Below are 21,607 nucleotides of genomic sequence, written 5' to 3' on the forward strand. Positions count from 1 at the left end.
CGTGCTCGTCTGGACTCCGCGCGGGAAACTGTTGGTCCTCACCATCTTCGGGCTCGTGGTGACGGTGGTCTTCGTCGCCCCGATCGCGACGGTCGTCCTCGCCGCGCTCGCGGGCAGCTGGACCGGCCCGCTCCCGGCGGACCTCGGTTTCACCAATCTCGGCACCGCTGTGAGCGGTGAACAGGCCGCGAGCCTGTCGGTGAGCCTGCAGACCGCGCTGATCTCGGGCGCGGTCGCCCTGATCGTCGGCACCTGGGCCGCCCTCGCGGCCCGGGAAGCGCCCACCTGGTTGCGTCGCCTTACCGACGCCGTCTTCCACCTGCCGGTCGCGGTGCCCTCGGTGGCCATCGGTCTCGGCGTCCTCATCGCCTTCAATGAACGTCCGTTGCTGCTGGGCGGCACCAAGTGGATCGTCATCCTGGCCCATACCGTGCTGGTCCTCGCCTACGCCTTCAGCGCCATCTCCGCTGCCCTCGACCGCCTCGACCCCGCTTACCGCCAAGCCGCCGAATCCCTCGGTGCGGGCCCGGTCCGCGTCCTGACCCAGATCACCCTCCCCCTCCTGCTTCCCGCCCTCGGCGCCGCAGCGGGCCTCTCGATCGCCCTGTCCATGGGTGAACTCGGCGCCACCATCATGGTGTACCCCGCCACCTGGAAAACCCTGCCGGTCAGCATCTTCGCCCAAACCGACCGAGGAGAGGTCTTCGACGCCGCTGCCGCGACAACGATCCTCGTCACGGTGACCCTCGTGGTCTTGGTCGTCCTCGGCCGGTTGCGCGGCCGCGCCGCCGTGCGCTGAGGAATGCGTCGACGGCGCTGCTTCGGTCCCCGAAGCTAGAGCAGTGCGGCGGCGTCTACCGCAGTGAGGCCTCCGTCGATGCGCAGGTCGTGGCCGTTGATGTAGGAGGCCTCGGCCGAGGCCAGGAATGCGACGGCGGCGGCGATATCGTCCACGGTGCCGACGCGGCCGGCGGGGGAGAGGGCCGCGACCCCCGCCTGTGCCGACTCGGAGAGTTCGGCGCGGAAGGCCGGCGTGTCGATGTAGCCCGGGCTCACCGAATTGACCCGAATACGGCGTGGCGCCAATTCCGCCGCGAGCGTGCGCGTCAGATTGTGCACCGCCGCCTTGCTCGCCGAATACAACGCCGCGCCCGGCACGCCACGGTGCAGTCCGAACGACGCGTTGATGACGATGGCACCGTGGTCGACCAGCACCGGCAGCGCCTTCTGAATCGTGAAGAACGCCCCCTTGAAATTGCTGTCGATCACCTGCCCGAACAGCTCGTCGCTCACCTGCTCGATCGACTGGAACGACCCGATCCCCGCATTGGCGAACACCACATCGAGCCGCCCGAACCGCTCGGAGATCGCCGCCATCACAGCATCGAGATCGTCGAGATCAGCCATGTCGCCGGCGATCCCGACCGCCCCTTCCCCCAACACCTCGACCGCCGCATCCAGCCGCCCCTTGTCCCGGCCGGTCACCACAACCTGCCCACCTTCCTCGATCAATCGCCGAGCAGCAGCCAGCCCCATCCCACTGCTACCCCCGGTAACCAGAGCGATCTTGCCGTCGAACCGAAACCTGTTGTGCGTCATGCACTCACCTTGCGCCGCAGCCGAACAGACAAACAGTGCGCATTTATCAGGGGTGTGCCACCACCACCCTGACGGCACAGAACGGCGGATGCTCAGCGCGACAGGCGACGTCACCGCTGGTCTGGCTCAGGCGGATTCGGTGAGGTGGAGGTGGGGGAGGGTGGTCAGGCGGGCGTGGGTGGCTGTGCCTGGTCTCGGGTTGTAGAGGACCACGGACCAATTGGAGTTGTCGGCGACGGTGAGGGTTGTCGCGTCGAAGAACAGTTCGCCGGCTTCGGGGTGGAGTAGGGCGTTGACCGCTTGCGCTGGGACACCCACCTCGTGCCGGTCCCACAGTTCGGCGAATTCGGATGACGATGCCACGAGTTCTTTTGCCACACGGTCGAATTCCTCGTCGTGCGGGGCGAGCGCCGCGTCGGCACGGTAGGCCGCGACAACACCCGGCGCCGCAGCAGCCCAGATCTCGGGCAGACCACGATAGCGGGGACTGGTGAAGAAGGTGACGAGGCAGTTGTGCGGTTCCCCGTCGTCGCACCCGAAGATCCGACCGGCAAGAGTGTTGAACGCCAGGATGTTCCAGTAGCGGTCACGCACCACGGCGGGCCCACGCTCCCACCCGTCGAGAAGCGCCCGGATTTCCGCGGTCACCTCCGCCCCCGATCCATTCGCAGGCGGCGGGTTGAGTCCAGCGAGCAAATACAGGTGCGCGCGTTCGGACTCGTTCATTCGCAGAACCCCCGCGACGGCATCGAGAACATCACCGGAAACCGAAATGTCACGTCCTTGCTCGAGCCACGTATACCAAGACACCCCCACCCCCGCCAGCATCGCGACCTCCTCGCGCCGCAACCCGGGCGTCCGCCGCCGCCCACCCACGGGCAACCCCACCTCACCGGGAGAAATCCGCTCCCGACGGGCCCGCAGAAACTCGCGCAATTGTTCACGCCGCCGAACCGATGCCGCACCGCCCATCACTCCAACGTAGTCACCTGCGCCGGTGCCGCGGAGTGCGCCGCATCGACCGTGACTTCGCGGGTCGATGCGGTGCGGCACGCTCGGCAGGGGTCAATCGACGATTGCCGTTGCCTCGAGTTCCACCATCATGTCCGCTTCGAACAGGGCGTCCACGCCGATGAGTGAGGCGGGCGGCATCGGGTTCGGCAGGCCGATTTCCGTGGCGACGGATTCCACGCCGGACATGAAGGCGCCTGCCTGGTCGGGGGTCCAGCCCGTGACGTAGAAGGTCAGGCGGAGTACGTCGGCGAAGGTGGCGCCTGCTCCGGCCAGGCCGACGGCGGTGTTGCGGAGGGCTTGGGCGACCTGTCCGGCGAGGTCGCCCGGTGCGACGGGCGTTCCGTCGGCGAGGCGGGCGACCTGCCCGCTGATGTGCACGTGCCGCGATCCGGTGCCCACAGCCACGTGGTGGTAGGGCGCGGGCCGCAGCATTCCGGCGGGGGAGAAGTGCTCGACAGTCATGGTTCTTGCTCCGTTCGTTGTAAGTATCGCTAAGCTACCTAGTGCACAAAGGACACTTCAACGAAACCAGGTTTCAGCATGGATACCGCCGACGAGCTCCGCATCGACGCCGCGCACCGCGAGCTACTGGATCAGGTGCTCGACAAGTGGTCGCTCAGCGTTCTCAACGAACTCTGTGAGCGACCGACCCGGTTCAACGAACTGCGTCGCGCCATCCCCGCGGTGACGCAGAAGTCGCTCACCGCGACGCTGCGCAGACTCGAGCGCAACGGGGTGATCGAACGGCACGTGGTCGGCACCCGCCCGGTCGCGGTCGAGTACCGGATCACCCCGCTCGGCAAAACCCTGCGCCATCCGGTCGATGTCCTGCTGGCCTGGGCAGCTGAACAGATGCCCGCGATCCACCGCGCCCGGGATGCCTTCGACGAGCGCGAGGAAGCAGAACTGGATGCGCGGTGAATCCGGTGGGCCTCCGCTCATCCGGGAGAGCACGATGTCGACCGCTACGCCGTTGCCTGCGGGTCTGTGTCGGTGCCCGGGCTTAGGCTGACCACGTGTCGGTGCTGCCTCTGATCTTCACCGCTGGCTGGGCCAGTGGCATCAATGCGTACGCGGTGGTGTTCCTGCTCGGCCTGTTCGGGCGGATCGGCTGGACCGACGACGTGCCCGCCGGTTTGGAACGCACCGATGTGCTCGTCGCGGCGGGCGTGCTGTTCCTCATCGAAGCTGTCGCCGACAAGATCCCGTACCTGGATTCCTTCTGGGATGCGGTGCACACGGTCGTGCGTCCGGCCTCCGGTGCGGTGGTGTCGGCTCTGATTGCCGGACAAGACGATTCGCTGCCCACGCTGTTCGCCGCCGCCGTGGGCGGCACGACCGCGCTGGCCAGTCACATCGTCAAAGCCGGTACCCGGATGGCCATCAACACCTCACCGGAACCGGTCACCAATATCGCGATGAGTACCGCCGAGGACTTGAGCGTCGGCGGCATCATCACGCTCGCGGTGTTCTTCCCGGTCCTGGCGGCCGTCATCGCCGCGATCCTGCTGGCGATCGGGTTGTGGGTCGTGTACCTGTGCGCCAGCCGGATCCGCCGCTACCTGCGCCGAAGAAGAGAACGGCGCGAGACGCGGGCGGTCGACGCACTCGAGTAGATCACCGCACCTGCGGCGCCACCTTGGATCCGAGCAGATCGATGGTGTGCAGCACCTTCTCCGGCGGCAGTGTGCCCACGCTGGTGTGCAGCATGAACCGGTCCAGGCCGAGGGTGTCGCGGACGTCGGCGATCTTGGCGGCCACGTAGTCGGGGGTGCCGACGAACAACGACCCACTCTGGGAACGCAGCGCGTCGAACTGCTGGCGCGTCATCGGACCCCAACCACGCTCGCGTCCGATCACCGACATCGCCATCGCGTACGGCTCGTAGAAATCGGCGACCGCCTGCTCGTCGGTGTCGGCGATGTAGCCGTGCGCGTGCACCGCCACCGGCTGCTTCTCGTGCCCACCTTCGGCCAGCGCCCGGTGATACAGCTCCACCAGCGGCTTGAACCGCGCGGGCTGCCCGCCGATGATCGCGATCGCCAACGGCAGACCGAGCAGTCCGGCGCGGATGACCGATTCGGGGCTGCCGCCGACCGCGATCCACACCGGCAGCGGCCGGTCGTCGGTGCGCGGATAGACGGTGGCCTCGTGCAGCGGTGCGCGGAATCGGCCGGACCAGGTGACCGGCTCCTCCTCACGCAGCCGAAGCAGCAGGCCGAGTTTCTCCTCGAAGAGCGCGTCGTAGTCGCCCAGGTCGTAACCGAACAGCGGGAACGATTCGGTGAAAGACCCACGCCCGGCCATCAATTCGGCCCGCCCGTTCGACAGGCCGTCCAGGGTCGCGAAGTCCTGATACACGCGCACCGGGTCGTCGGAGCTGAGCACGGTCACCGCGCTGGTCAGCTGGATCCGTTCGGTGCGGGCCGCGGCCGCGGCCAGGACGACGGCGGGTGCGGAGGCGGCGAAATCCTGGCGGTGGTGCTCGCCGACGCCGTACACATCCAGGCCGGCGGCCTCGGTGGCCACGGCCTCGTCGACCACCTGACGCAGCCGCTCGGCCGCCGTCGGCGCGGGCCGATCGCTCGTGGGGTACCGCTCGGCGAAGGTGGTGAGCCCCAGTTCCATGTGAACCTCGTTTCCAGGTCGCGTTCTGTTCCCCAGTCTAAACGGACCGTGGTCCGATATCATTCCCGTTATGCTGGCCTCATGATCGAGGACCCCGCCGACGACCTGACGGTCACGCCACCGAAGCAGTGGGCGGTCGGTGTCCCCGCCGTGGTCAACGCGCTGAAGTACTCCCTGTCGCAGAGCACGCTGCCGCGCACCGCGCTCACCTTGCTGAACATCAATCAGACCGATGGTTTCGACTGTCCCGGTTGCGCGTGGCCGGAGCCGAAGCACCGGACCACCAACGAGTACTGCGAGAACGGCGCACGCCACATCGCCGACGAGTCGACCACGCGTCGCGTCACCGCCGATTTCTTCCGCGAGCATCCGATCGCCGAACTCGACACGATGTCGGACTACTGGCTCAACCAACAGGGCCGCCTCACCGAACCCATGGTCAAACGACCCGGCGCCACCCACTACGAACCCATCGGCTGGGACGACGCCCTCGACCTCGTCGCCACCACCCTGCGCGGCCTCGACTCGCCGGACGAAGCCGTGTTCTACACCTCGGGCAGACTCAGCAACGAGGCCGCGTTCCTGCTGCAACTGTTCGTGCGCGCCTACGGCACCAACAACCTGCCCGACTGCTCGAACATGTGCCACGAATCCAGCGGGTCGGCGCTCACCGAAACCCTCGGCGTGGGCAAGGGCAGCGTGTCGCTGGACGACATCTACCAGGCCGACCTGATCTTCGTCGTCGGCCAGAACCCCGGCACCAACCATCCGCGTATGCTCTCGGCGCTGGAGCAGACCAAACGCAACGGCGGCACCATCATCGCGGTCAACCCGCTGCCCGAGGCCGGGCTCATCCGGTTCAAGAATCCGCAGAAGCCGCGCGGCGTGCTCGGTCGCGGCACCGCCATCGCCGACCAGTTCCTCAAGATCCGCCCCGGCGGCGACCTCGCCCTGTTCCGCATGCTGAACCGGCTGCTGCTCGACGCCGAGGACGCCGCCCCCGGCACCGTGCTCGACCACGACTTCATCGCCGAGAACACCAGCGGTTTCGCCGAATTCGCGGAGCAGGCACGTGAAATCAGCTGGGACACCGCGCTCGCGGCCACCGGCCTCACGCGCGCGGAGATCGAGCAGGCGCACCAGCGCGTGCTGGCGAGCAAGAAGATCATCGTGTGCTGGGCGATGGGGCTTACCCAGCACAAACACGGCGTGCCGACCATCCGCGAGATCGTCGACTTCCTGTTGCTGCGCGGAAATATTGGCCGCCCCGGTGCGGGCGTATGCCCGGTGCGCGGGCACAGCAATGTCCAGGGCGACCGCACGATGGGCATCTGGGAACGGCCGCCGCAGGCGTTCCTCGACGCGCTGGAAAAGGAGTTCGCGTTCACTCCGCCCGCCGCGCACGGCCTGGATTCGGTCGACGCCATCCGCGCCATGCGCGACGGTAAGGCGAAGGTGTTCGTCGGTGTCGCAGGCAATTTCGTGCGCGCCACCCCCGACAGCGAGGTCACCGAGGCGGCATTGCGCCGCTGCGCGCTCACGGTGCAGATCTCCACCAAGCTCAATCGCTCGCACACGGTGTGCGGTGATACCGCGCTGATCCTGCCGACACTCGGCCGCAGCGACCGCGACATCCAGGCAGGCGGCGAACAGTTCGTCACCGTCGAGGACTCGATGAGTGAAGTGCACGCCTCGCGCGGGCGCCTCGACCCGGCCTCCCCGCACCTGCTCAGCGAGGTGGCCATCATCTCCCGGCTCGCGCGCCGCACGCTGGCAACCTCGGCGATTCCGTGGGAGGAGTTCGTTGCCGACTACGGGACCATCCGCGACCGCATCGCCCGGGTCGTGCCCGGTTTCGAGAACTTCAACGAGCGGGTGGCGCAGCCGGGTGGGTTGCGGTTGGTCAATCCGGTCAACGAGGGCGTCTTCCGAACCGCCACCGGCAAAGCGCGGTTCACCTGCAACGAGGTGACCTCGCTCGACGTGCCACCGGGTTACCTTGTGCTGCAATCACTTCGGTCCCACGACCAGTGGAACACCATTCCCTACGGCAGCGACGACCGCTATCGCGGCATCCACCACGCGCGCCGGGTGGTGCTGGTCAACCCCGACGACCTCGCCGAACGCGGACTGGCCGACGGCGACGCCGTCGACATCGTCAGCGTGTGGCACGACGGCAGTGAACGCCGCGCCGAGAAATTCGTCGTCGTCGCCTACCCGGCGAGCCGGGGTTCGGCGGCGGCCTACTACCCGGAGACCAATGTGCTGGTCCCGCTCGACAGCGTCGCCGACATCAGCAACACCCCGACCTCGAAGGGGATCGTCGTCCGCCTCGAACCCGTCACGACCGATCCCCAGGTCTGCTGAGAGGTCGCCAGGGAGCTCGTGTGGCAGCTCGGCTTTGCGCAATCAGGCACGTATGGGCCGCCAGCGGCTACAGCACCCTGATGGACCCGGTTGTTTGCTGTAGATGTGCTGTGCCACAATCGTTCGATCATGGTCCGCCACACCAGCTTCCGGTACCGACTCGACCCCACCGTCGAGCAGTCGGTAGTGCTCGCCCGCCACGCCGGAGCGGCCAGGTTTGCGTTCAATCGCAGCCTCGCCGCGGTGAAAGAAGCGCTCGCCCTCCGCAAGACCGATCCTGAACACCGGGTGCCCTGGTCGGGGTTCGACCTGATCAACGACTTCAACGCTTGGAAGAAGACCGAAGATGCGGGACGGGTCGTTGCCGTCGACTCGGGTGGGACCGCTCAGATAGTGGTGACCGGGTTGGTATGGCGAAACCAGTTGTGTCAGCAAGTATTCGAAGAAGCTGCTGTCGACTGCGGACGCGCGCTGGCGGCGTTCACCGATTCCCGCAGAGGCAAACGAGCGGGTCGGCGGGTCGGGTTTCCCCGGTTCAAGAAGAAGCACAAGACCACTCCCTCATTCCGGATCCGAAACAAGCACTCCAAGAATGGGCGGGCCGCGATCCGGGTCGGCGACAATGAGACTTCGTTCGGTGACGTTGCCGGGGATCGGTGCGATCAAGGTCCGGGCCGATATCCGACGCTTGCGGTGCATGCTCGCGAAGGGGCGGGCAAAGATCCTGTATGCCTCGGTCATCTTTCGGGCCCAGCGGTGGTAGATCAGCTTGACGTGCGAAGCGAGTGATCTGCACCACAAACACCACCACAAGCCGCGCAATCCCGGCGATCGGGGTGGCTGGGTAGGGATCGACCGCGGCTTGACCGTGCTTGCGGTGACAGCGACCGCCGAGGGTGCCGAGCTCGCACGGGTCGCCGTGCCTAAACCGCTGACAGCAGCCACCGGTACCCAACGTCGACTCGCGAAAGCGGTGTCACGCAAACTGCGCGGGTCGACCAAACACCGCCGAGCCGCCATGCGATTGGCGCGACATCATCACCGCGTCGGAAACATCCGTCGTCATTTCGCTCATGAGCTCACCAACGAGCTGGTCAAAAACCACGACCGGCTCGTCATCGAAGGCTTGAATGTGGCGGGAATGCTGGGCAACCACCATCTGGCTCGCGCGATCAGCGATGCTGGGTGGGCCGACCTCGCTCGGCTGTTGACGTACAAGCAACGATGGCGGGGCGGCGAGATCGCGGTCGCGGATCGATGGTTTCCGTCGAGTAAACGCTGCTGCGTCTGCACGAGGATCAACCCAGGTCTGCGGTTGGCTGATCGAGTTTTCGTGTGCGAATGCGGGCATCGTGGTGACCGGGACTACAACGCTGCGGTCAACCTCGCGCAATGGCCCACGATCGAGAAAGTCTTCTCACAATCCCCGGACCCCTGAGCAGGAGGCCGGGTTACCAAAGCTCGCTGACAGGTGGGCGCTGGCCGACACCCTCGCGGTGTTGGTGAAACCGACCTGGTCGACGCGAGAACCATCGCTCACTCCGCGGTTGTGGCGTGAAGTGACGGACGCCCGAGAAGGGCGGTGTCTGGATGCTGCAGAGTGTCGAGACACGCTGTAAGTACACTTCCGGTATGTCCGTGCGCACCCGTCAGCCACTCGTCCCCGGCACCCAGTCGCCGATCCGGGATGTCCCGCGTTCCATCGAGCGCCCCGAATACGTGTGGAAACCGACGGTCAACGAGGGCAAAGAGCCCTGGGTGCAGACGGCCGAGACCATCGAGAAGATGCGCATCGCGGGCAAGATCGCCGCCCAGGCACTCGAGGAGGCGGGTAAGGCGGTGGCGCCCGGCGTCACCACCGACGAACTCGACCGCATCGCCCACGAATACATGTGCGACCACGGCGCCTACCCCTCCACGCTGGGCTACAAGGGTTTCCCCAAGTCGTGCTGCACCTCGCTCAACGAGGTGATCTGCCACGGCATCCCCGACTCCACCGTGATCGAGGACGGTGACATCGTCAATATCGACGTCACCGCCTACATCCACGGCGTGCACGGCGACACCAACAAGACCTACCTCGCCGGCGATGTCGACGAGGAGGTGCGCCTGCTGGTCGAGCGCACCGAGGAGGCGACCAACCGGGCCATCAAGGCGGTCAAGCCGGGCCGCGCGCTCAATGTCATCGGCCGCGTCATCGAGGCCTACGCCAACCGCTTCGGCTACGGCGTTGTCCGCGACTTCACCGGTCACGGGGTCGGCCCCACCTTCCACAGCGGCCTGGTGATCCTGCATTACGACCAGCCCGACATCGACTCGGTCATCGAACCGGGCATGACCTTCACCATCGAGCCGATGATCAACCTCGGCGGCATCGACTACGACATCTGGGACGACGGCTGGACCGTGGTCACCAAGGACCGCAAGTGGACCGCGCAGTTCGAGCACACCCTGGTGGTCACCGAGACGGGCGCGGAAATCCTGACCCTGCCGTGAGCGGTGTGCTGCGCGGGGCACTGCTGATCGCCGGGACCACCTCCGACGCGGGCAAAAGCGTTGTGGTGGCGGGGATCTGCCGGATGCTGGCGCGGCGCGGGGTGCGGGTCGCGCCGTTCAAGGCGCAGAACATGTCGAACAATTCCGTCGTCACGCTCGACGGTGGGGAGATCGGGCGCGCCCAGGCTCTGCAGGCGCGCGCCTGTGGGCTCGAGCCGAGCGTGCGGTTCAACCCGGTGCTGTTGAAGCCCGGAAGTGATCGCCGTTCCCAATTGGTGGTGCGTGGGAAGGCGATCGGAACCGTCGGCGCGCGAGACTATTTCACGCGTCGTCAGCAGTTGCGTGAAGTGGTGGCGGACGAACTCGCCTCGCTGCGTGCGGAATTCGATGTGGTGATCTGTGAGGGCGCCGGGTCTCCTGCCGAGATCAACCTGCGCGCGACCGATCTGGCGAACATGGGGCTGGCGCGCGCGGCGGACCTCCCGGTTCTCGTCGTCGGCGATATCGACCGGGGTGGGGTGCTCGCCCATTTGTTCGGCACCGTCGCCGTCCTGGAACCCGAAGACCAGCAGCTCGTTTCGGGGTTCATCGTCAACAAGTTCCGCGGTGATGTGTCCCTGCTCCAACCCGGCCTCGACCAGCTCACGGCCCTCACCGGCCGCCCCACCCTCGGCGTCCTGCCCTTCGCCGAGGACCTCTGGCTCGACGCCGAAGACTCCCTCGGCACCATCGCGGGCACCCCCGTCGGCCGCCCCGCCCCGCCCCACGGCACCGACTGGCTCACCGTCGCCGCCATCCGCCTGCCCCGCATCTCCAACTCCACCGACATCGAAGCCCTGGCCTGCGAACCCGGCGTCTCGGTCCACTGGGCCGACAGTCCTCACCAACTGACCAACGCCGACCTCGTGGTGGTCCCCGGTTCCAAATCCACCGTCTCTGATCTGGAGTGGTTGCGAGCCAAGGGAATCGACGCGGCACTGCGCACACGTGCCGCCACCGGACGCCCCATCCTCGGCATCTGCGGCGGCTACCAAATGCTCGGCCGTCGCATCGTCGACGGGGTGGAATACGCGGGCGGAGACCGCCTCCTGTCGCCCACGGCTGCTGTTCCCGAGCGCGGCGCCGCCCCGGGAGGTGCGTCTGCAGGCGAGGGGATCCCGTCCGGGAGTCCATGGGTGGGCGACGGCCTCGGGCTGTTCGACTTGGACATCGAGTTCGCGGAGCCGAAGATCGCACAGCAGGTAGCCGGGACTGCCGTAGGCATCCCTGTCCACGGCTACGAGATCCACCACGGCCGGGTGCGACGCAGCGGCGATCCCACCTGGCTCACTATCGACGGCGCTCCGGAAGGCAGTGCGCGAGAATCGATCTGGGGCACGCATGTGCACGGCGTGCTCGAGTCCGACGAGTTCCGCCGCGCCTGGCTGACCGAAGTCGCCACTCGAGCGGGACGTACCGGCTTCACCGTCGCCCCCGACACGTCCGTCGCCGCCGTGCGGGAAGCCCAGCTCGACCTACTCGCCGACCTGATCGAGAAGCATGTCGACATCCCCGCCCTGGAAGAACTGATAGCGCGCGGCGCGAACGACCTCCCGATCATCCGAAGTGGAATCCTCGACGTACCCGGCGAGTAAAAGCGTTCACGCCGTGGGCTCGGCGGTGGTGCTGCCCGGTTTCGGTCGGCCACGGCTGAGCACGTACGCGGCGAAGCCGAACACGAGGGCCGGGGCGCCGAGTACGACGACGCCGAAGATCCAGATGTAGTCCTTGGCGGCGGCGGCGGCCGTGGTGTAGGCCTGGGTGTCTTTGCCGATGTCGATGAGAACCATTCGGGCGTCGACTGTTTCCCCTGCGGTGACGTCGAAGAGGCGGACCGTTCGCCCGTCCTCGAGGGTCGTTCCGATGCCCGCGTGGCCGCTGCTCATGCCCGAGGTGGAGCTTTCCTCGATCCGGACGGTGACCTTTTCACCGAAGCCGGCGAGGTAGGCGGTGGCGTTGAACAAATACACGACCCCCGTCAGCGCCCCCGCTCCGAAGACGACGGCGCCGACCGCGCACAGCACAGCCTGAATGATCCTTTTCACATGCCCCCCATTGTCGATAGAACTCGATGGCCATCCTATGGCGAGTGGCACGGCTGTGCCTCAGGTCGCGAGGCCGCGCGGGTGTGGGACCGCTCTCGTCCTCACCGGAAGGGGACTCCTCTTGTGACAGGTTTGGCAATTCGGCGGTTCCCGGCAGTGAAAGCCCAGTACACGGGCATCGGCCGGTCGGAGCACCGGGGCCGAACGACAGGTGGTGTTCAGGGTGGGCGTGTACCGTAAACCGGCATGAAATCTCGGCAGATCACGGTCGGTGACCAGGCCTGGACAGTGCGGGTCGACGGGCCCTCCTCGCGGCACAATGTGCTGCTGCTTCCTGATGCGGACGACCCTGCTGACGTGTTCGACAAGGTGTGCGCGCGGCTGCACGAATCCGATCTGCAGACCGTCGTCGTGGAATCTGTCGAAGGCCTCGAGCCGGCGGGGGTGCACGCCATTCTCGACGAACTCGAACTGCCCTATGTGAACGTGGCCGGACGCGGTGCGGGGGCGGCGCTCGCGTGGCGGGTGTGCGCGGGCCGCTTCGGCCGGTTCATGAGTCTCGTCGTCGCCGACCACGGCCACCCCGCCGTGCCGGGAGCCGACGGCACGATCCCCGACCCGGCCTGTCCGCCACTCGAACTCCCGGTGACGATGATGGTCACCAAGGGCCTCCCGCGCGCCACCGCGGACGCCTCCGGCCGCTTCGTCTACGGCGAATTCCGTGTCGTCCCTTTGGAAGTCGACAACATCGCCACCGAAGCGGGCCACGAACTCGCCACCGAGATCGTCCTGCGCACCAGCCTCTGGTGAATCGAGATCACCACGCTCCGGTGGCGTTCGGCTCTCGGGCGTTACTTACCCGAGAGCGTGGTGATCAAACGTCCAGGATCAGGACTTGCGGTAGGCGGCGAGCCAGTCGAGCCAGCTGTCGGTCTCGGCGAAGGCGACGGCGCGGACGGCCTCCGAGGACAGGAACACGTCGTGGCGGGCGCCGTCGATGGGCACGATGGTGGTGCGTTCGCCCAGGCAGCCGGCCCAGCGCTGGATCTGCTTGACGTCGAGCACGGCATCGGCCACGTCGACGGCGGCACTGTGCTGTCGCGCGAACTTGGTGACCCGCGAACGCAGGATCAGCGCGGGCACCCCGATGGTGAGCCCCTGCTGCAGCCGCGCCTGGCCCTGCCGGATCGCCCGCAACCAGCCCAGACGCACCGGTTCGCCGGTCAACGGCTTCCAGTCCAGGTTGTAGTCCCATTCACCCGAGCGGGTGTGGTGCAGGCTGTCGCCGTAGGCGGTGCTCACACCCATGCCCGGGATCTGCGCGAACGCCCGGAACCGGCCGACGGCGTTGATGATGGGCGTGCCGACGGTGCGGTAGTACGACGGTCCCTGCAGGTCGAACCAGGGGCTGTTGAGCACTACACCGGCCACACCCGCCGCCGCGCTGCCACCGGCGGCTTCGAGCCGGTCGAGCCACAGCGGCACGATGAGGCCACCGGTCGAATGCGCCACGACCAGCACGTCGTTGCCGGTCTCCTCGCGGGCGATCCGCAGCGCCTCGCTGAGTTCCGCGTCGTAGAGCGCCAGGTCGCTGACGTAGTGCGCGCTCTGCCCTTCGCGCCGCGAGCGTCCGCATTTGCGCAGGTCGAGCGCGTAGAAGCGGTGGCCGCGCGCGGCGAAATGCTCGGCCAGGTGCTCCTGGAAGAAGTAGTCGGTGAAGCCGTGCACGTAGAGCACGGTCGGCTCGTGTGCCGGGGCGGCGGCGTCGGGCAGGTAGCGAACCAGGGTGGCGACGATCTCGCCCTCGCCGTCGGGGTCGGTCCCGAGCGGCAGGGTTCGCTGCTGGTACGCCGTGCCGAGGATGTCGGCCTGCCACTGCTCGTCGGTCCGGTCGGCGATCCCTTGCGTTTCGTTCGTCACACCCGCCAATCTATCGCGGGGTCACGGCGACGTGCAGGGTTGGTTTACATCACATTCGGCAGGTCGGGTGCAGTGAGGCGATCTGCTGAGGTGCACAATTGAGTTCAGGTGAACGACGGGTAACCTACCCCCGGCGATTCACTGCGAGTCGCATCAACACTGCCAAGCGCCCGCGCCAAGCGAACTCACCCGCCGGTGGTTAGCTGAGAAGGACAAGGAAGTCGATCTACCCGTGCCGAACGCTGCGAAGATTGAAAAGACCGATGTAGTTCTCATCGGCGCAGGCATCATGAGTGCCACGCTGGGCGCGCTGCTGCGGCAGCTGCAGCCGGACTGGACGGTTTCGGTGTTCGAACGGCTCGACGCCGCCGCCGCCGAGAGCAGCGACCCGTGGAACAACGCGGGTACCGGTCACTCGGCGCTGTGCGAGCTGAACTACAGCCCGCAGAACGCCGACGGCTCGGTCGATGTCAGCAAGGCGATCGACATCAACGAACGCTTCCAGGTCTCGCGTCAGTTCTGGGCTTCCGCGGTCGACGCGGGCGTCCTCGGCGACCCGTCGCGCTTCATCAACCCCATCCCGCACGTCAGCTTCGTGCACGGTGCCGACAACGTCGAGTACCTGCGTAAGCGCTACGAGGCGCTGGCGCCGCACCCGCTGTTCCGCGGCATGGAGTTCATCGACAGCCCCGACGAGTTCGCCAAGCGGCTGCCGCTGATGGCCAAGGGCCGTGACTTCTCCGACCCCATCGCGCTGAACTGGACCGACGGCGGCACCGATATCGACTTCGGCGCGCTCACCAAGCAACTGCTGGCCTACGTCGGCTACTCCGGCGGCGAGATCGCCTTCGGTACCGAGGTCCGCGACCTCGACAAGCAGTCCGACGGCTCCTGGAACGTCACCGTGCGCAACCTGCGCACCTACCGGTCGCGCACGATCAACGCGAAGTTCGTGTTCGTCGGCGCCGGTGGTGGCGCGCTGCCGCTGCTGCAGAAGTCGGGTATCAAGGAGGCCAAGGGCTTCGGCGGGTTCCCGATCAGCGGCCAGTTCCTGCGCTCGACCAACCCTGATCTGATCGCCGCGCACGAGGCCAAGGTGTACGGCAAGGCCGCCGTCGGCGCGCCGCCGATGTCGGTGCCGCACTTGGACACTCGCGTCATCAACGGTAAGAAGGGCCTGCTGTTCGGCCCCTACGCCGGCTGGACCCCCAAGTTCCTCAAGGACGGCTCCAACGCCGACCTGTTCAAGTCGATCAAGCCGAACAACATCGGTTCGCTCGTCGGCGTGGGCCTCACCGAGATGGGTCTCACCAAGTACCTGATCAGCGAGCTGCTGAAGTCGCAGAACGGCAAGGTCGGTGTGCTCGAGGAGTTCCTGCCGCGGGCCGACGGCCGCGACTGGGAGCTCATCACCGCCGGTCAGCGCGTGCAGGTGATCCGGCGCAAGGGTGCCGGTGGCGTGCTCGAGTTCGGCACCGCGGTCATCTCCGCTCAGGACGGCAGCATCGCCGGTCTGCTCGGTGCCTCGCCCGGCGCGTCGACCTGTGTCACCGCGATGCTCGATGTGATGCAGCGTTGCTTCCCGCGTGAATACGCCGACTGGACCCCGCAGCTGCAGCAGATGATCCCCTCGCTCGGCCAGAAGCTGTCGGAGAACCAGGCCCTGTTCCAGGAAGTGTGGGACTGGACCAACAAGACGCTCAAGCTCGACGAGGTCAGCGCCACCACCCAGGAAGACGCGCTCGGCTTCGCCCAGGTGCGATAGCCCGCCGTGCCGGTCGTGCTGAAACGGTCGTGGGCGGCGGACCTCGACTCCGCCACCCTGTACCGGCTGCTGACATTGCGCGTCGACGTGTTCGTGGTGGAGCAGGAATGCGCCTACCCCGAACTGGACGGGCGTGACCTGCTTCCCGGTACGCGGCATCTGTGGATCGATGACGACGGCGAGATCGCCGCGACCCTGCGCCTGCTCGAGGAACCGGACGGGTTCCGTATCGGCCGCGTCTGCGTCGCGGCGGATGCTCGCAAGCGCGGCTACACGACCCGGCTGATGCAGGCCGCGCTGGCCGAAACCGGTTCGGCGACAGTGCGATTGGATGCCCAATCACATCTGGTCGACATGTACGCCAAGTTCGGCTTCACCGTCGACGGACCGGAATACGACGACGACGGCATCATGCACGTCCCGATGCGTCGCGGCTGACGTCGCGGCGCCGCCGACCCGGTCCCACCGGATCGCCGAGGCCGCGCATGCCGAGTTGCGCTGCCCGGTCTCGCCGCACCGCTGTGGGCGGACCAGTTAGCGCATTGTCGGCCCCTAGCCCCCGCCATCTCCTCCCGGTCCCCGTTGCGGGAGGTTGGCCGTTGCGGCGAGTCGTCGGCCGGTGACGCCCGGGGGTCGGGGGCGAACGGGGCGCGCATACAGTGGGGGCGTGCCTGGTTTTGCTGATGTTGCCGCTGGTCCGCACACCGCTGCGCGGGGAGTGGGTGAGGCGGGGTTCCCGTTCTCCGCTGTGGTGGGGCAGGAGCGGTTGCAGCTGGCGTTGATCTTGTCCGCGGTGCACCCGGGAATCGGCGGGGTGCTGGTGCGTGGCGAGAAGGGCACCGCGAAGTCGACCGTGGTGCGCGCGCTCGCGCAGTTGCTGCCGCCGGTGGTCGACGAGACCGGTGCGCGGCCGGCCCGGCTGGTCGAGTTGCCCGTCGGCGCCACCGAGGACCGCGTGGTCGGTTCGCTGGATCTCGAGCGGGTGCTGCGCGACGGGGAGCAGGCGTTCCGTCCCGGCCTGCTGGCCGCGGCCCATCACGGCGTGCTCTACGTCGACGAAGTCAACCTGCTGCACGACCACCTGGTCGACGTGCTGCTCGATGCCGCCGCCATGGGCCGCGTGCACGTGGAACGCGACGGGGTGTCGCATTCGCATCCGGCGCGGTTCGTGCTCGTCGGCACCATGAATCCCGAAGAGGGAGAACTGCGCCCGCAGTTGCTCGACCGGTTCGGCCTCACCGTCGACGTGGCGGCCTCGCGTGACGTGTCGACCCGGATGGCCGTCGTGCGCCGCCGCCTCGACTACGAAGCCGACCCCGCCGCCTTCGCCGCCCGCTACGCCGGCGCGGATCAGATTGTCGCCGAACGCATTCTGACCGCGCGCGACCGGTTGCCCGATGTCGTGCTCGACAATGCCGAGCTGCGCCGGATCGCGGCGCTGTGTGCGGCGTTCGATGTCGACGGGATGCGCGCGGACCTGGTCGTCGCCCGGACCGCGACCGCGCACGCGGCTTGGCGTGGCCGCGACCGGGTCACCGAGGACGATGTGCGGATCGCCGCCGAACTGGCCCTGCCGCATCGGCGGCGGCGCGATCCGTTCGACGAGCCGGGGATCAGTGAGGAACAGCTCGACGAGGCGATGCGGGCGGCGGCCGATGAGGTCGAAAACGCTTCCGGCGACGACGAATTCGACGGGTCGAGTGACCAGGCACTCGACGGGGAGAGTCCGGACGGCCGCAGCGACGAGCAGGCCGACGATGGTCGCGCGAGTGGCGAGTCGGATGCCTATCCGGGCAGCGCCGTCGGCGACGATTCCGAGGATCGGCTAGGGAGTGACAACGACCCGCGCGAGGGCGGCCTTGACGACAGCGACGGCCCGGATGACGACGGCCCGGACGGTGGGCCGAGCGGCCCGAACGACAGCGGTCCGGACGGTGGACCCGGTGGTGGCCCGAACGGCAACCGCCCCAACGGTGCCGGTTCGAACAGCAATGGCTCCGATGACAAGGGTTCTCGGCCGTCCGCCGAAAGCCTTTCCGGCACACCCGGTTCCACTTCCAAGCCTGCCCCCCGCTGGGAAGTCCCCGGTGTCGGTGAAGGCGCCCCCGGCCGCCGCTCCCGTGCCCAGACCCGCACCGGTCGCATGGTTCGCCCACACACCGACACCTCCACCGGTCTGCACCTGCTCGGCACCGTCTTCGCCGCCGCACCGAAACAGGTCGAGCGCGGCCGGTTCGCCGGACCGCTCGCCCTGGCGATCGAAGACCTGCGTGGCGCGTATCGCGAAGGGCGCGAAGGCAATCTGGTGGTCTTCGTCGTCGACACCTCCGGGTCGATGGCCGCCCGCGACCGGCTCACCGCCGTCACCGGCGCCGTCGTCACCCTGCTGCGCGACGCCTACCAGCGCCGCGACAAGGTGGCGGTGATCAGCGTGCGCGGCAGCGAGGCCGAGCTGGTCCTGCCGCCGACCTCCTCGGTCGACATCGCCGTACGCCGCCTGGCCGGCCTGCGCACCGGCGGGAAGACACCTCTCGCGGCCGGTTTGCTGAAGGCCCGCGAGGTTATCGCCCGCGAACACGTGCGCGACCCTCGCCGCCGCCCGATGCTCGTCCTGCTCACCGACGGCCGCGCCACCGGCGGCACCGACCCCCTCCCGCGCGCCCGCACCGCCGCCCGCATCCTCGCGGGCGAAGGCCACACCACGATGGTCATCGACTGCGAACGCGGCATGATCCGCCTCGGCCTGGCCGCCGAACTGGCCCGCGACCTGCGTGCCCGCTACCTGCGCCTCGACGAACTGACCGGCGAATCCGTCGCGGATGTGGTTCGTGCGTCCGGCTACCCGACGAACCGCGCGGCCTGAGCCTCAACCGAGCGTGAAGAGAAGGAGATTGCTGTGCCCAAGGGTGTTCCCGAGGTCGTCCCCGCGGACGGGCTGACCACGCGGCAGCGACGTAATCAACCCGTGCTCGCCGTGCACACCGGGCCGGGCAAGGGAAAGTCGACGGCGGCGTTCGGGATGGCGTTGCGGGCCTGGAATCAGGGTTTCGACGTGGCCGTGTTCCAGTTCGTGAAGAGCGCGAAGTGGAAGGTCGGCGAGGAAGCGGCGTTTCGGACCCTCGGCACCCTGCACGAGGAGACCGGCGCGGGCGGCGCGGTGGAGTGGCACAAGATGGGGGAGGGGTGGTCGTGGACCCGCAAACACGGGACCGAGGAAGACCACGCCGCCGCCGCACTCGCGGGCTGGCAGGAGATCGCACGGCGGCTCGCCGCCGAGCAGCACCGCTTCTACGTGCTCGACGAGTTCACCTACCCCTTGAAGTGGGGCTGGGTCGATATCGACGAGGTCGTCGAGACACTCACCAACCGGCCGGGTAACCAGCACGTCGTCATCACCGGACGCGACGCACCGCAGGCGCTCATCGATGTCGCCGACCTGGTCACCGAGATGACCAAGGTGAAGCACCCGATGGACGCGGGCCGCAAGGGTCAGCGCGGTATCGAATGGTGACTGGCTCCACAGCCGTGCGGAATCCAATGGTGACCGACCCGGCAGCTCTGGTAGATCGAACGGTGGCCGGGCCGCCAGCCGTGGCGGATCGAACAGCGGGCGGCATGGCGGCTGTGGTGGATCGAATGGTGGCTGGCTCGGTGGCTGTGGTGGATCGAATGGCAGCTGGCCCGGCGGCTGTGGGGGAACGAATGGTCGTTGGCTCGGCAGCCGTTGTGGAACGAACGGGGAGTGGAACGACGGTCGTGTGGGAGCGGCGACCGTGAGCGCGCCGGCGATCGTTATCGCGGCCCCGGCGTCGGGTAGCGGCAAGACGACGCTGGCCACCGGGCTCATCGGCGCGTTGCGGCGGGCTGGGCACCAGGTGGCGCCGTTCAAGGTCGGCCCGGACTACATCGACCCCGGGTATCACGGGCTCGCCGCGGGGCGCCCCGGCCGGAACCTCGATCCTGTTCTGGTAGGCGAGGATCGGGTGGTCCCGCTGTACCGCCACGGGGCGCAGGGGTGCGATATCGCGGTGGTCGAGGGCGTGATGGGCCTGTTCGACGGTCGTATCGACGAGCATCGGACGGAGGCGGTGGCCGAGGGTTCCACCGCGCAGGTGGCGAGCCTGCTCGGCGCACCGGTCGTACTGGTCGTCGACGCGCGCGGGCATTCGCAGAGTCTGGCCGCCCTGCTCCACGGATTCGCCACCTTCGACTCCTCGGTCCGTCTCGGTGGAGTGATCCTCAACCGCGTCGGCAGCGAACGCCACGAACAGGTCCTGCGCTCGGCGTGTGACCGCGTGGGCATCCCCGTCCTCGGCGTGCTACCCCGGATGACCGAATTGGAAGTCCCCTCACGCCATCTCGGCCTCATCCCCGCCGTCGAACACGGGACCGCCGCCACCCGCGCGGTCGACGCGATGACCACCCTGGTCGCCGCCCACGTCGACCTCCCGGCGATCGTCACCCTGGCCGGTGGATCAGTACAGGGCCCCGCCTGGGATCCGCTGACCGAACTGGCCGCCGACCGAGCCATACTGCCCGATCGAGAGCAGTCGTCGGGCGAGCTCGGCCGGTCGGCCGCTACCGCGCGAACTCCACACGATCCCGCCCCGGCGACATCGTCCGAGCGATCCCTACTGCCGACCACCACGATCACGGACGCGACCGCCGGCCACCGCCGCACCCGGATCGGGGGGCCGGTGATCGCGATAGCCGGCGGCGCTGCCTTCACCTTCGGCTACGCCGAGCACCGAGAGTTGCTCCTGGCAGCGGGTGCGCAGGTCGTGGTCTTCGATCCACTGACCGACGAATTGCCCGAGGACACAGCCGGTTTGGTGCTTCCGGGTGGCTTTCCCGAGGAGCACGCCGCGCAACTCTCGGCGAACGTACGCCTACGCAGCGCGATCGCCGACGGCGCCACCCACGGCCTCCCGATCCACGCGGAATGCGCCGGACTCCTCTACCTCACCCGCGCCCTCGACGGGCATCCCATGGCAGGCGTGATCGACGCCGACGCCGAATTCGGCCCTCGCCTCACCCTCGGTTACCGCGACGCCGTCGCCCTGCACGATTCGGTGCTGTGGCAGGCGGGTTCCCGAGTACGCGGCCACGAATTCCACCGCACCCGCCTGACCAAGGCGGGCACGGCGAACTCCGCATGGGGCTGGCGCACAACACAGTCCGTCTCCGAAGGTGCGGTGGTGGGCCAGGTCCATGCCTCCTACCTGCACACCCACCCTGCCGGTAATCCTGACGCCATCCGCCGATTCGTCGCCGCCGCAACGGGATTCGAATCTCGATGACGGGTCGTCGGTGACGGACGGTAGGGGGTCGCCGGACCGAGTCACGGTCGGCATCGGTCTGCGCCCCGGCACCACATCGGATCGCATCGTGCGAGCCGTCGAAGAGGTTGTCGGGCAGTACCGCATCGCCTGCCTGGCGACGCTCGACACCCGAGCCGCCGAGCCGGAAGTGCGGGCGGCCGCCGCGATACTCGGAGTCGCGCTGTTCGGATTCACCGCCGAGGAATTGTCCGCGGTCGAGGTTGCGCACAGCTCGCCACGCACCGAATCCGCGGTCGGTACTCCCAGCGTCGCGGAGGCCGCCGCACTACTCGCGGGGAATGGCGAATCAGTGTGCGGTCGAACAATTGTCGACGGAATCGTCGTGGCAGTGGCGTACGCCGACCCGATTTAATTCGCTGGGCAAGATCGGCCGCGCACAGTAACGTCTGTTC

Annotated in this window: 21 protein-coding genes and 1 pseudogene; 15 read left to right on the forward strand and 7 right to left on the reverse strand. The window is 67.8% G+C overall.

Annotation, left to right across the window (positions count from 1 at the left end; translation table 11 throughout):
* Window position 1: 1 nt before the first annotated feature.
* A complete protein-coding gene (locus AB0I19_RS06270) occupies window positions 2–799 on the forward strand; it encodes an ABC transporter permease subunit (protein ID WP_357145259.1) in 798 nt (265 codons plus the stop codon).
* Window positions 800–834: 35 nt separating this feature from the next.
* On the opposite strand, the gene AB0I19_RS06275 is transcribed toward AB0I19_RS06270, so the two are convergent.
* The 4 genes and pseudogenes from AB0I19_RS06275 to AB0I19_RS06290 all read right to left on the reverse strand — a co-directional run bounded on the left by AB0I19_RS06275 (window position 835) and on the right by AB0I19_RS06290 (window position 3,075).
* Window positions 835–1,599, reverse strand: a complete 765-nt coding sequence (locus AB0I19_RS06275; RefSeq protein ID WP_357146652.1) for a glucose 1-dehydrogenase — start codon at window positions 1,597–1,599, stop codon at window positions 835–837.
* A gap of 126 nt (window positions 1,600–1,725) precedes the next feature.
* On the reverse strand, window positions 1,726–2,247 hold the full coding sequence (locus AB0I19_RS06280) for a transcriptional regulator (protein ID WP_357146655.1): 522 nt from the start codon (window positions 2,245–2,247) through the stop codon (window positions 1,726–1,728).
* Window positions 2,248–2,310: 63 nt separating this feature from the next.
* Window positions 2,311–2,571 (reverse strand): annotated as a pseudogene (locus AB0I19_RS06285) (helix-turn-helix transcriptional regulator); the annotation flags it as partial.
* 93 nt (window positions 2,572–2,664) lie between these two features.
* Window positions 2,665–3,075, reverse strand: a complete 411-nt coding sequence (locus AB0I19_RS06290) for a RidA family protein (RefSeq protein WP_357145261.1) — start codon at window positions 3,073–3,075, stop codon at window positions 2,665–2,667.
* 78 nt (window positions 3,076–3,153) lie between these two features.
* Between AB0I19_RS06290 and AB0I19_RS06295 the strand changes: the two genes are divergently transcribed.
* Both AB0I19_RS06295 and AB0I19_RS06300 read left to right on the forward strand, forming a co-directional pair.
* Entirely contained in the window at window positions 3,154–3,534 is a 381-nt protein-coding gene (locus tag AB0I19_RS06295) for a helix-turn-helix domain-containing protein (RefSeq protein ID WP_357145264.1), read from the forward strand.
* A gap of 95 nt (window positions 3,535–3,629) precedes the next feature.
* On the forward strand, window positions 3,630–4,229 hold the full coding sequence (locus AB0I19_RS06300) for a DUF4126 domain-containing protein (protein ID WP_357145267.1): 600 nt from the start codon (window positions 3,630–3,632) through the stop codon (window positions 4,227–4,229).
* Window position 4,230: 1 nt separating this feature from the next.
* Here AB0I19_RS06300 and AB0I19_RS06305 read toward each other — a convergent pair whose 3' ends face one another.
* On the reverse strand, window positions 4,231–5,241 hold the full coding sequence (locus tag AB0I19_RS06305) for an LLM class flavin-dependent oxidoreductase (RefSeq protein WP_357145270.1): 1,011 nt from the start codon (window positions 5,239–5,241) through the stop codon (window positions 4,231–4,233).
* A gap of 81 nt (window positions 5,242–5,322) precedes the next feature.
* Between AB0I19_RS06305 and AB0I19_RS06310 the strand changes: the two genes are divergently transcribed.
* The 5 genes from AB0I19_RS06310 to AB0I19_RS06330 all read left to right on the forward strand — a co-directional run bounded on the left by AB0I19_RS06310 (window position 5,323) and on the right by AB0I19_RS06330 (window position 11,738).
* Entirely contained in the window at window positions 5,323–7,608 is a 2,286-nt protein-coding gene (locus AB0I19_RS06310) for an FdhF/YdeP family oxidoreductase (RefSeq protein WP_357145272.1), read from the forward strand.
* A 129-nt stretch (window positions 7,609–7,737) separates the two neighbouring features.
* A complete protein-coding gene (locus tag AB0I19_RS06315; RefSeq protein WP_357145275.1) occupies window positions 7,738–8,397 on the forward strand; it encodes a helix-turn-helix domain-containing protein in 660 nt (219 codons plus the stop codon).
* Window positions 8,378–9,046, forward strand: coding sequence for an RNA-guided endonuclease TnpB family protein (locus AB0I19_RS06320; protein WP_357145278.1), 669 nt, complete (start codon window positions 8,378–8,380; stop codon window positions 9,044–9,046). Before AB0I19_RS06315 ends, AB0I19_RS06320 begins: the two co-directional genes overlap by 20 nt.
* A 194-nt stretch (window positions 9,047–9,240) precedes the next feature.
* A complete protein-coding gene (gene map, locus AB0I19_RS06325) occupies window positions 9,241–10,104 on the forward strand; it encodes a type I methionyl aminopeptidase (RefSeq protein ID WP_067496356.1) in 864 nt (287 codons plus the stop codon).
* Window positions 10,101–11,738 (forward strand): cobyric acid synthase, encoded by a 1,638-nt coding sequence (locus AB0I19_RS06330; protein WP_357145281.1) that lies wholly within the window; start codon window positions 10,101–10,103, stop codon window positions 11,736–11,738. Before map ends, AB0I19_RS06330 begins: the two co-directional genes overlap by 4 nt.
* A 6-nt stretch (window positions 11,739–11,744) precedes the next feature.
* Here AB0I19_RS06330 and AB0I19_RS06335 read toward each other — a convergent pair whose 3' ends face one another.
* Window positions 11,745–12,188 carry a hypothetical protein gene (locus AB0I19_RS06335; RefSeq protein ID WP_357145284.1) on the reverse strand — a complete coding sequence of 148 codons (444 nt, stop codon included), beginning with the start codon at window positions 12,186–12,188 and terminating at the stop codon, window positions 11,745–11,747.
* A 246-nt stretch (window positions 12,189–12,434) separates the two neighbouring features.
* Here AB0I19_RS06335 and AB0I19_RS06340 point away from each other — a divergent pair, with 246 nt between their 5' ends.
* Window positions 12,435–12,998 carry an alpha/beta hydrolase gene (locus AB0I19_RS06340; protein ID WP_357145287.1) on the forward strand — a complete coding sequence of 188 codons (564 nt, stop codon included), beginning with the start codon at window positions 12,435–12,437 and terminating at the stop codon, window positions 12,996–12,998.
* Between the two features lie 78 nt (window positions 12,999–13,076).
* Here the strand turns inward: AB0I19_RS06340 and AB0I19_RS06345 are convergent, their stop codons facing one another.
* Window positions 13,077–14,108, reverse strand: coding sequence for an alpha/beta hydrolase (locus AB0I19_RS06345; protein WP_357145288.1), 1,032 nt, complete (start codon window positions 14,106–14,108; stop codon window positions 13,077–13,079).
* A 232-nt stretch (window positions 14,109–14,340) separates the two neighbouring features.
* Between AB0I19_RS06345 and mqo the strand changes: the two genes are divergently transcribed.
* The 6 genes from mqo to AB0I19_RS06375 all read left to right on the forward strand — a co-directional run bounded on the left by mqo (window position 14,341) and on the right by AB0I19_RS06375 (window position 21,567).
* On the forward strand, window positions 14,341–15,873 hold the full coding sequence (gene mqo, locus AB0I19_RS06350; RefSeq protein WP_174550290.1) for a malate dehydrogenase (quinone): 1,533 nt from the start codon (window positions 14,341–14,343) through the stop codon (window positions 15,871–15,873).
* 6 nt (window positions 15,874–15,879) lie between these two features.
* Window positions 15,880–16,311, forward strand: coding sequence for a GNAT family N-acetyltransferase (locus tag AB0I19_RS06355; RefSeq protein WP_067636470.1), 432 nt, complete (start codon window positions 15,880–15,882; stop codon window positions 16,309–16,311).
* 280 nt (window positions 16,312–16,591) lie between these two features.
* Window positions 16,592–18,736 (forward strand): magnesium chelatase subunit D family protein, encoded by a 2,145-nt coding sequence (locus tag AB0I19_RS06360; protein ID WP_357146658.1) that lies wholly within the window; start codon window positions 16,592–16,594, stop codon window positions 18,734–18,736.
* 33 nt (window positions 18,737–18,769) lie between these two features.
* Window positions 18,770–19,384, forward strand: a complete 615-nt coding sequence (gene cobO, locus AB0I19_RS06365; protein WP_357145291.1) for a cob(I)yrinic acid a,c-diamide adenosyltransferase — start codon at window positions 18,770–18,772, stop codon at window positions 19,382–19,384.
* Window positions 19,385–19,646: 262 nt separating this feature from the next.
* Entirely contained in the window at window positions 19,647–21,173 is a 1,527-nt protein-coding gene (locus AB0I19_RS06370; RefSeq protein WP_357145294.1) for a cobyrinate a,c-diamide synthase, read from the forward strand.
* Entirely contained in the window at window positions 21,085–21,567 is a 483-nt protein-coding gene (locus AB0I19_RS06375) for a cobalamin biosynthesis protein (RefSeq protein WP_357145297.1), read from the forward strand. Before AB0I19_RS06370 ends, AB0I19_RS06375 begins: the two co-directional genes overlap by 89 nt.
* Window positions 21,568–21,607 lie beyond the last annotated feature (40 nt).

It is taken from the genome of Nocardia sp. NPDC050413 (assembly GCF_040655475.1).
In the GTDB taxonomy this organism is placed as follows: domain Bacteria; phylum Actinomycetota; class Actinomycetes; order Mycobacteriales; family Mycobacteriaceae; genus Nocardia; species Nocardia coubleae.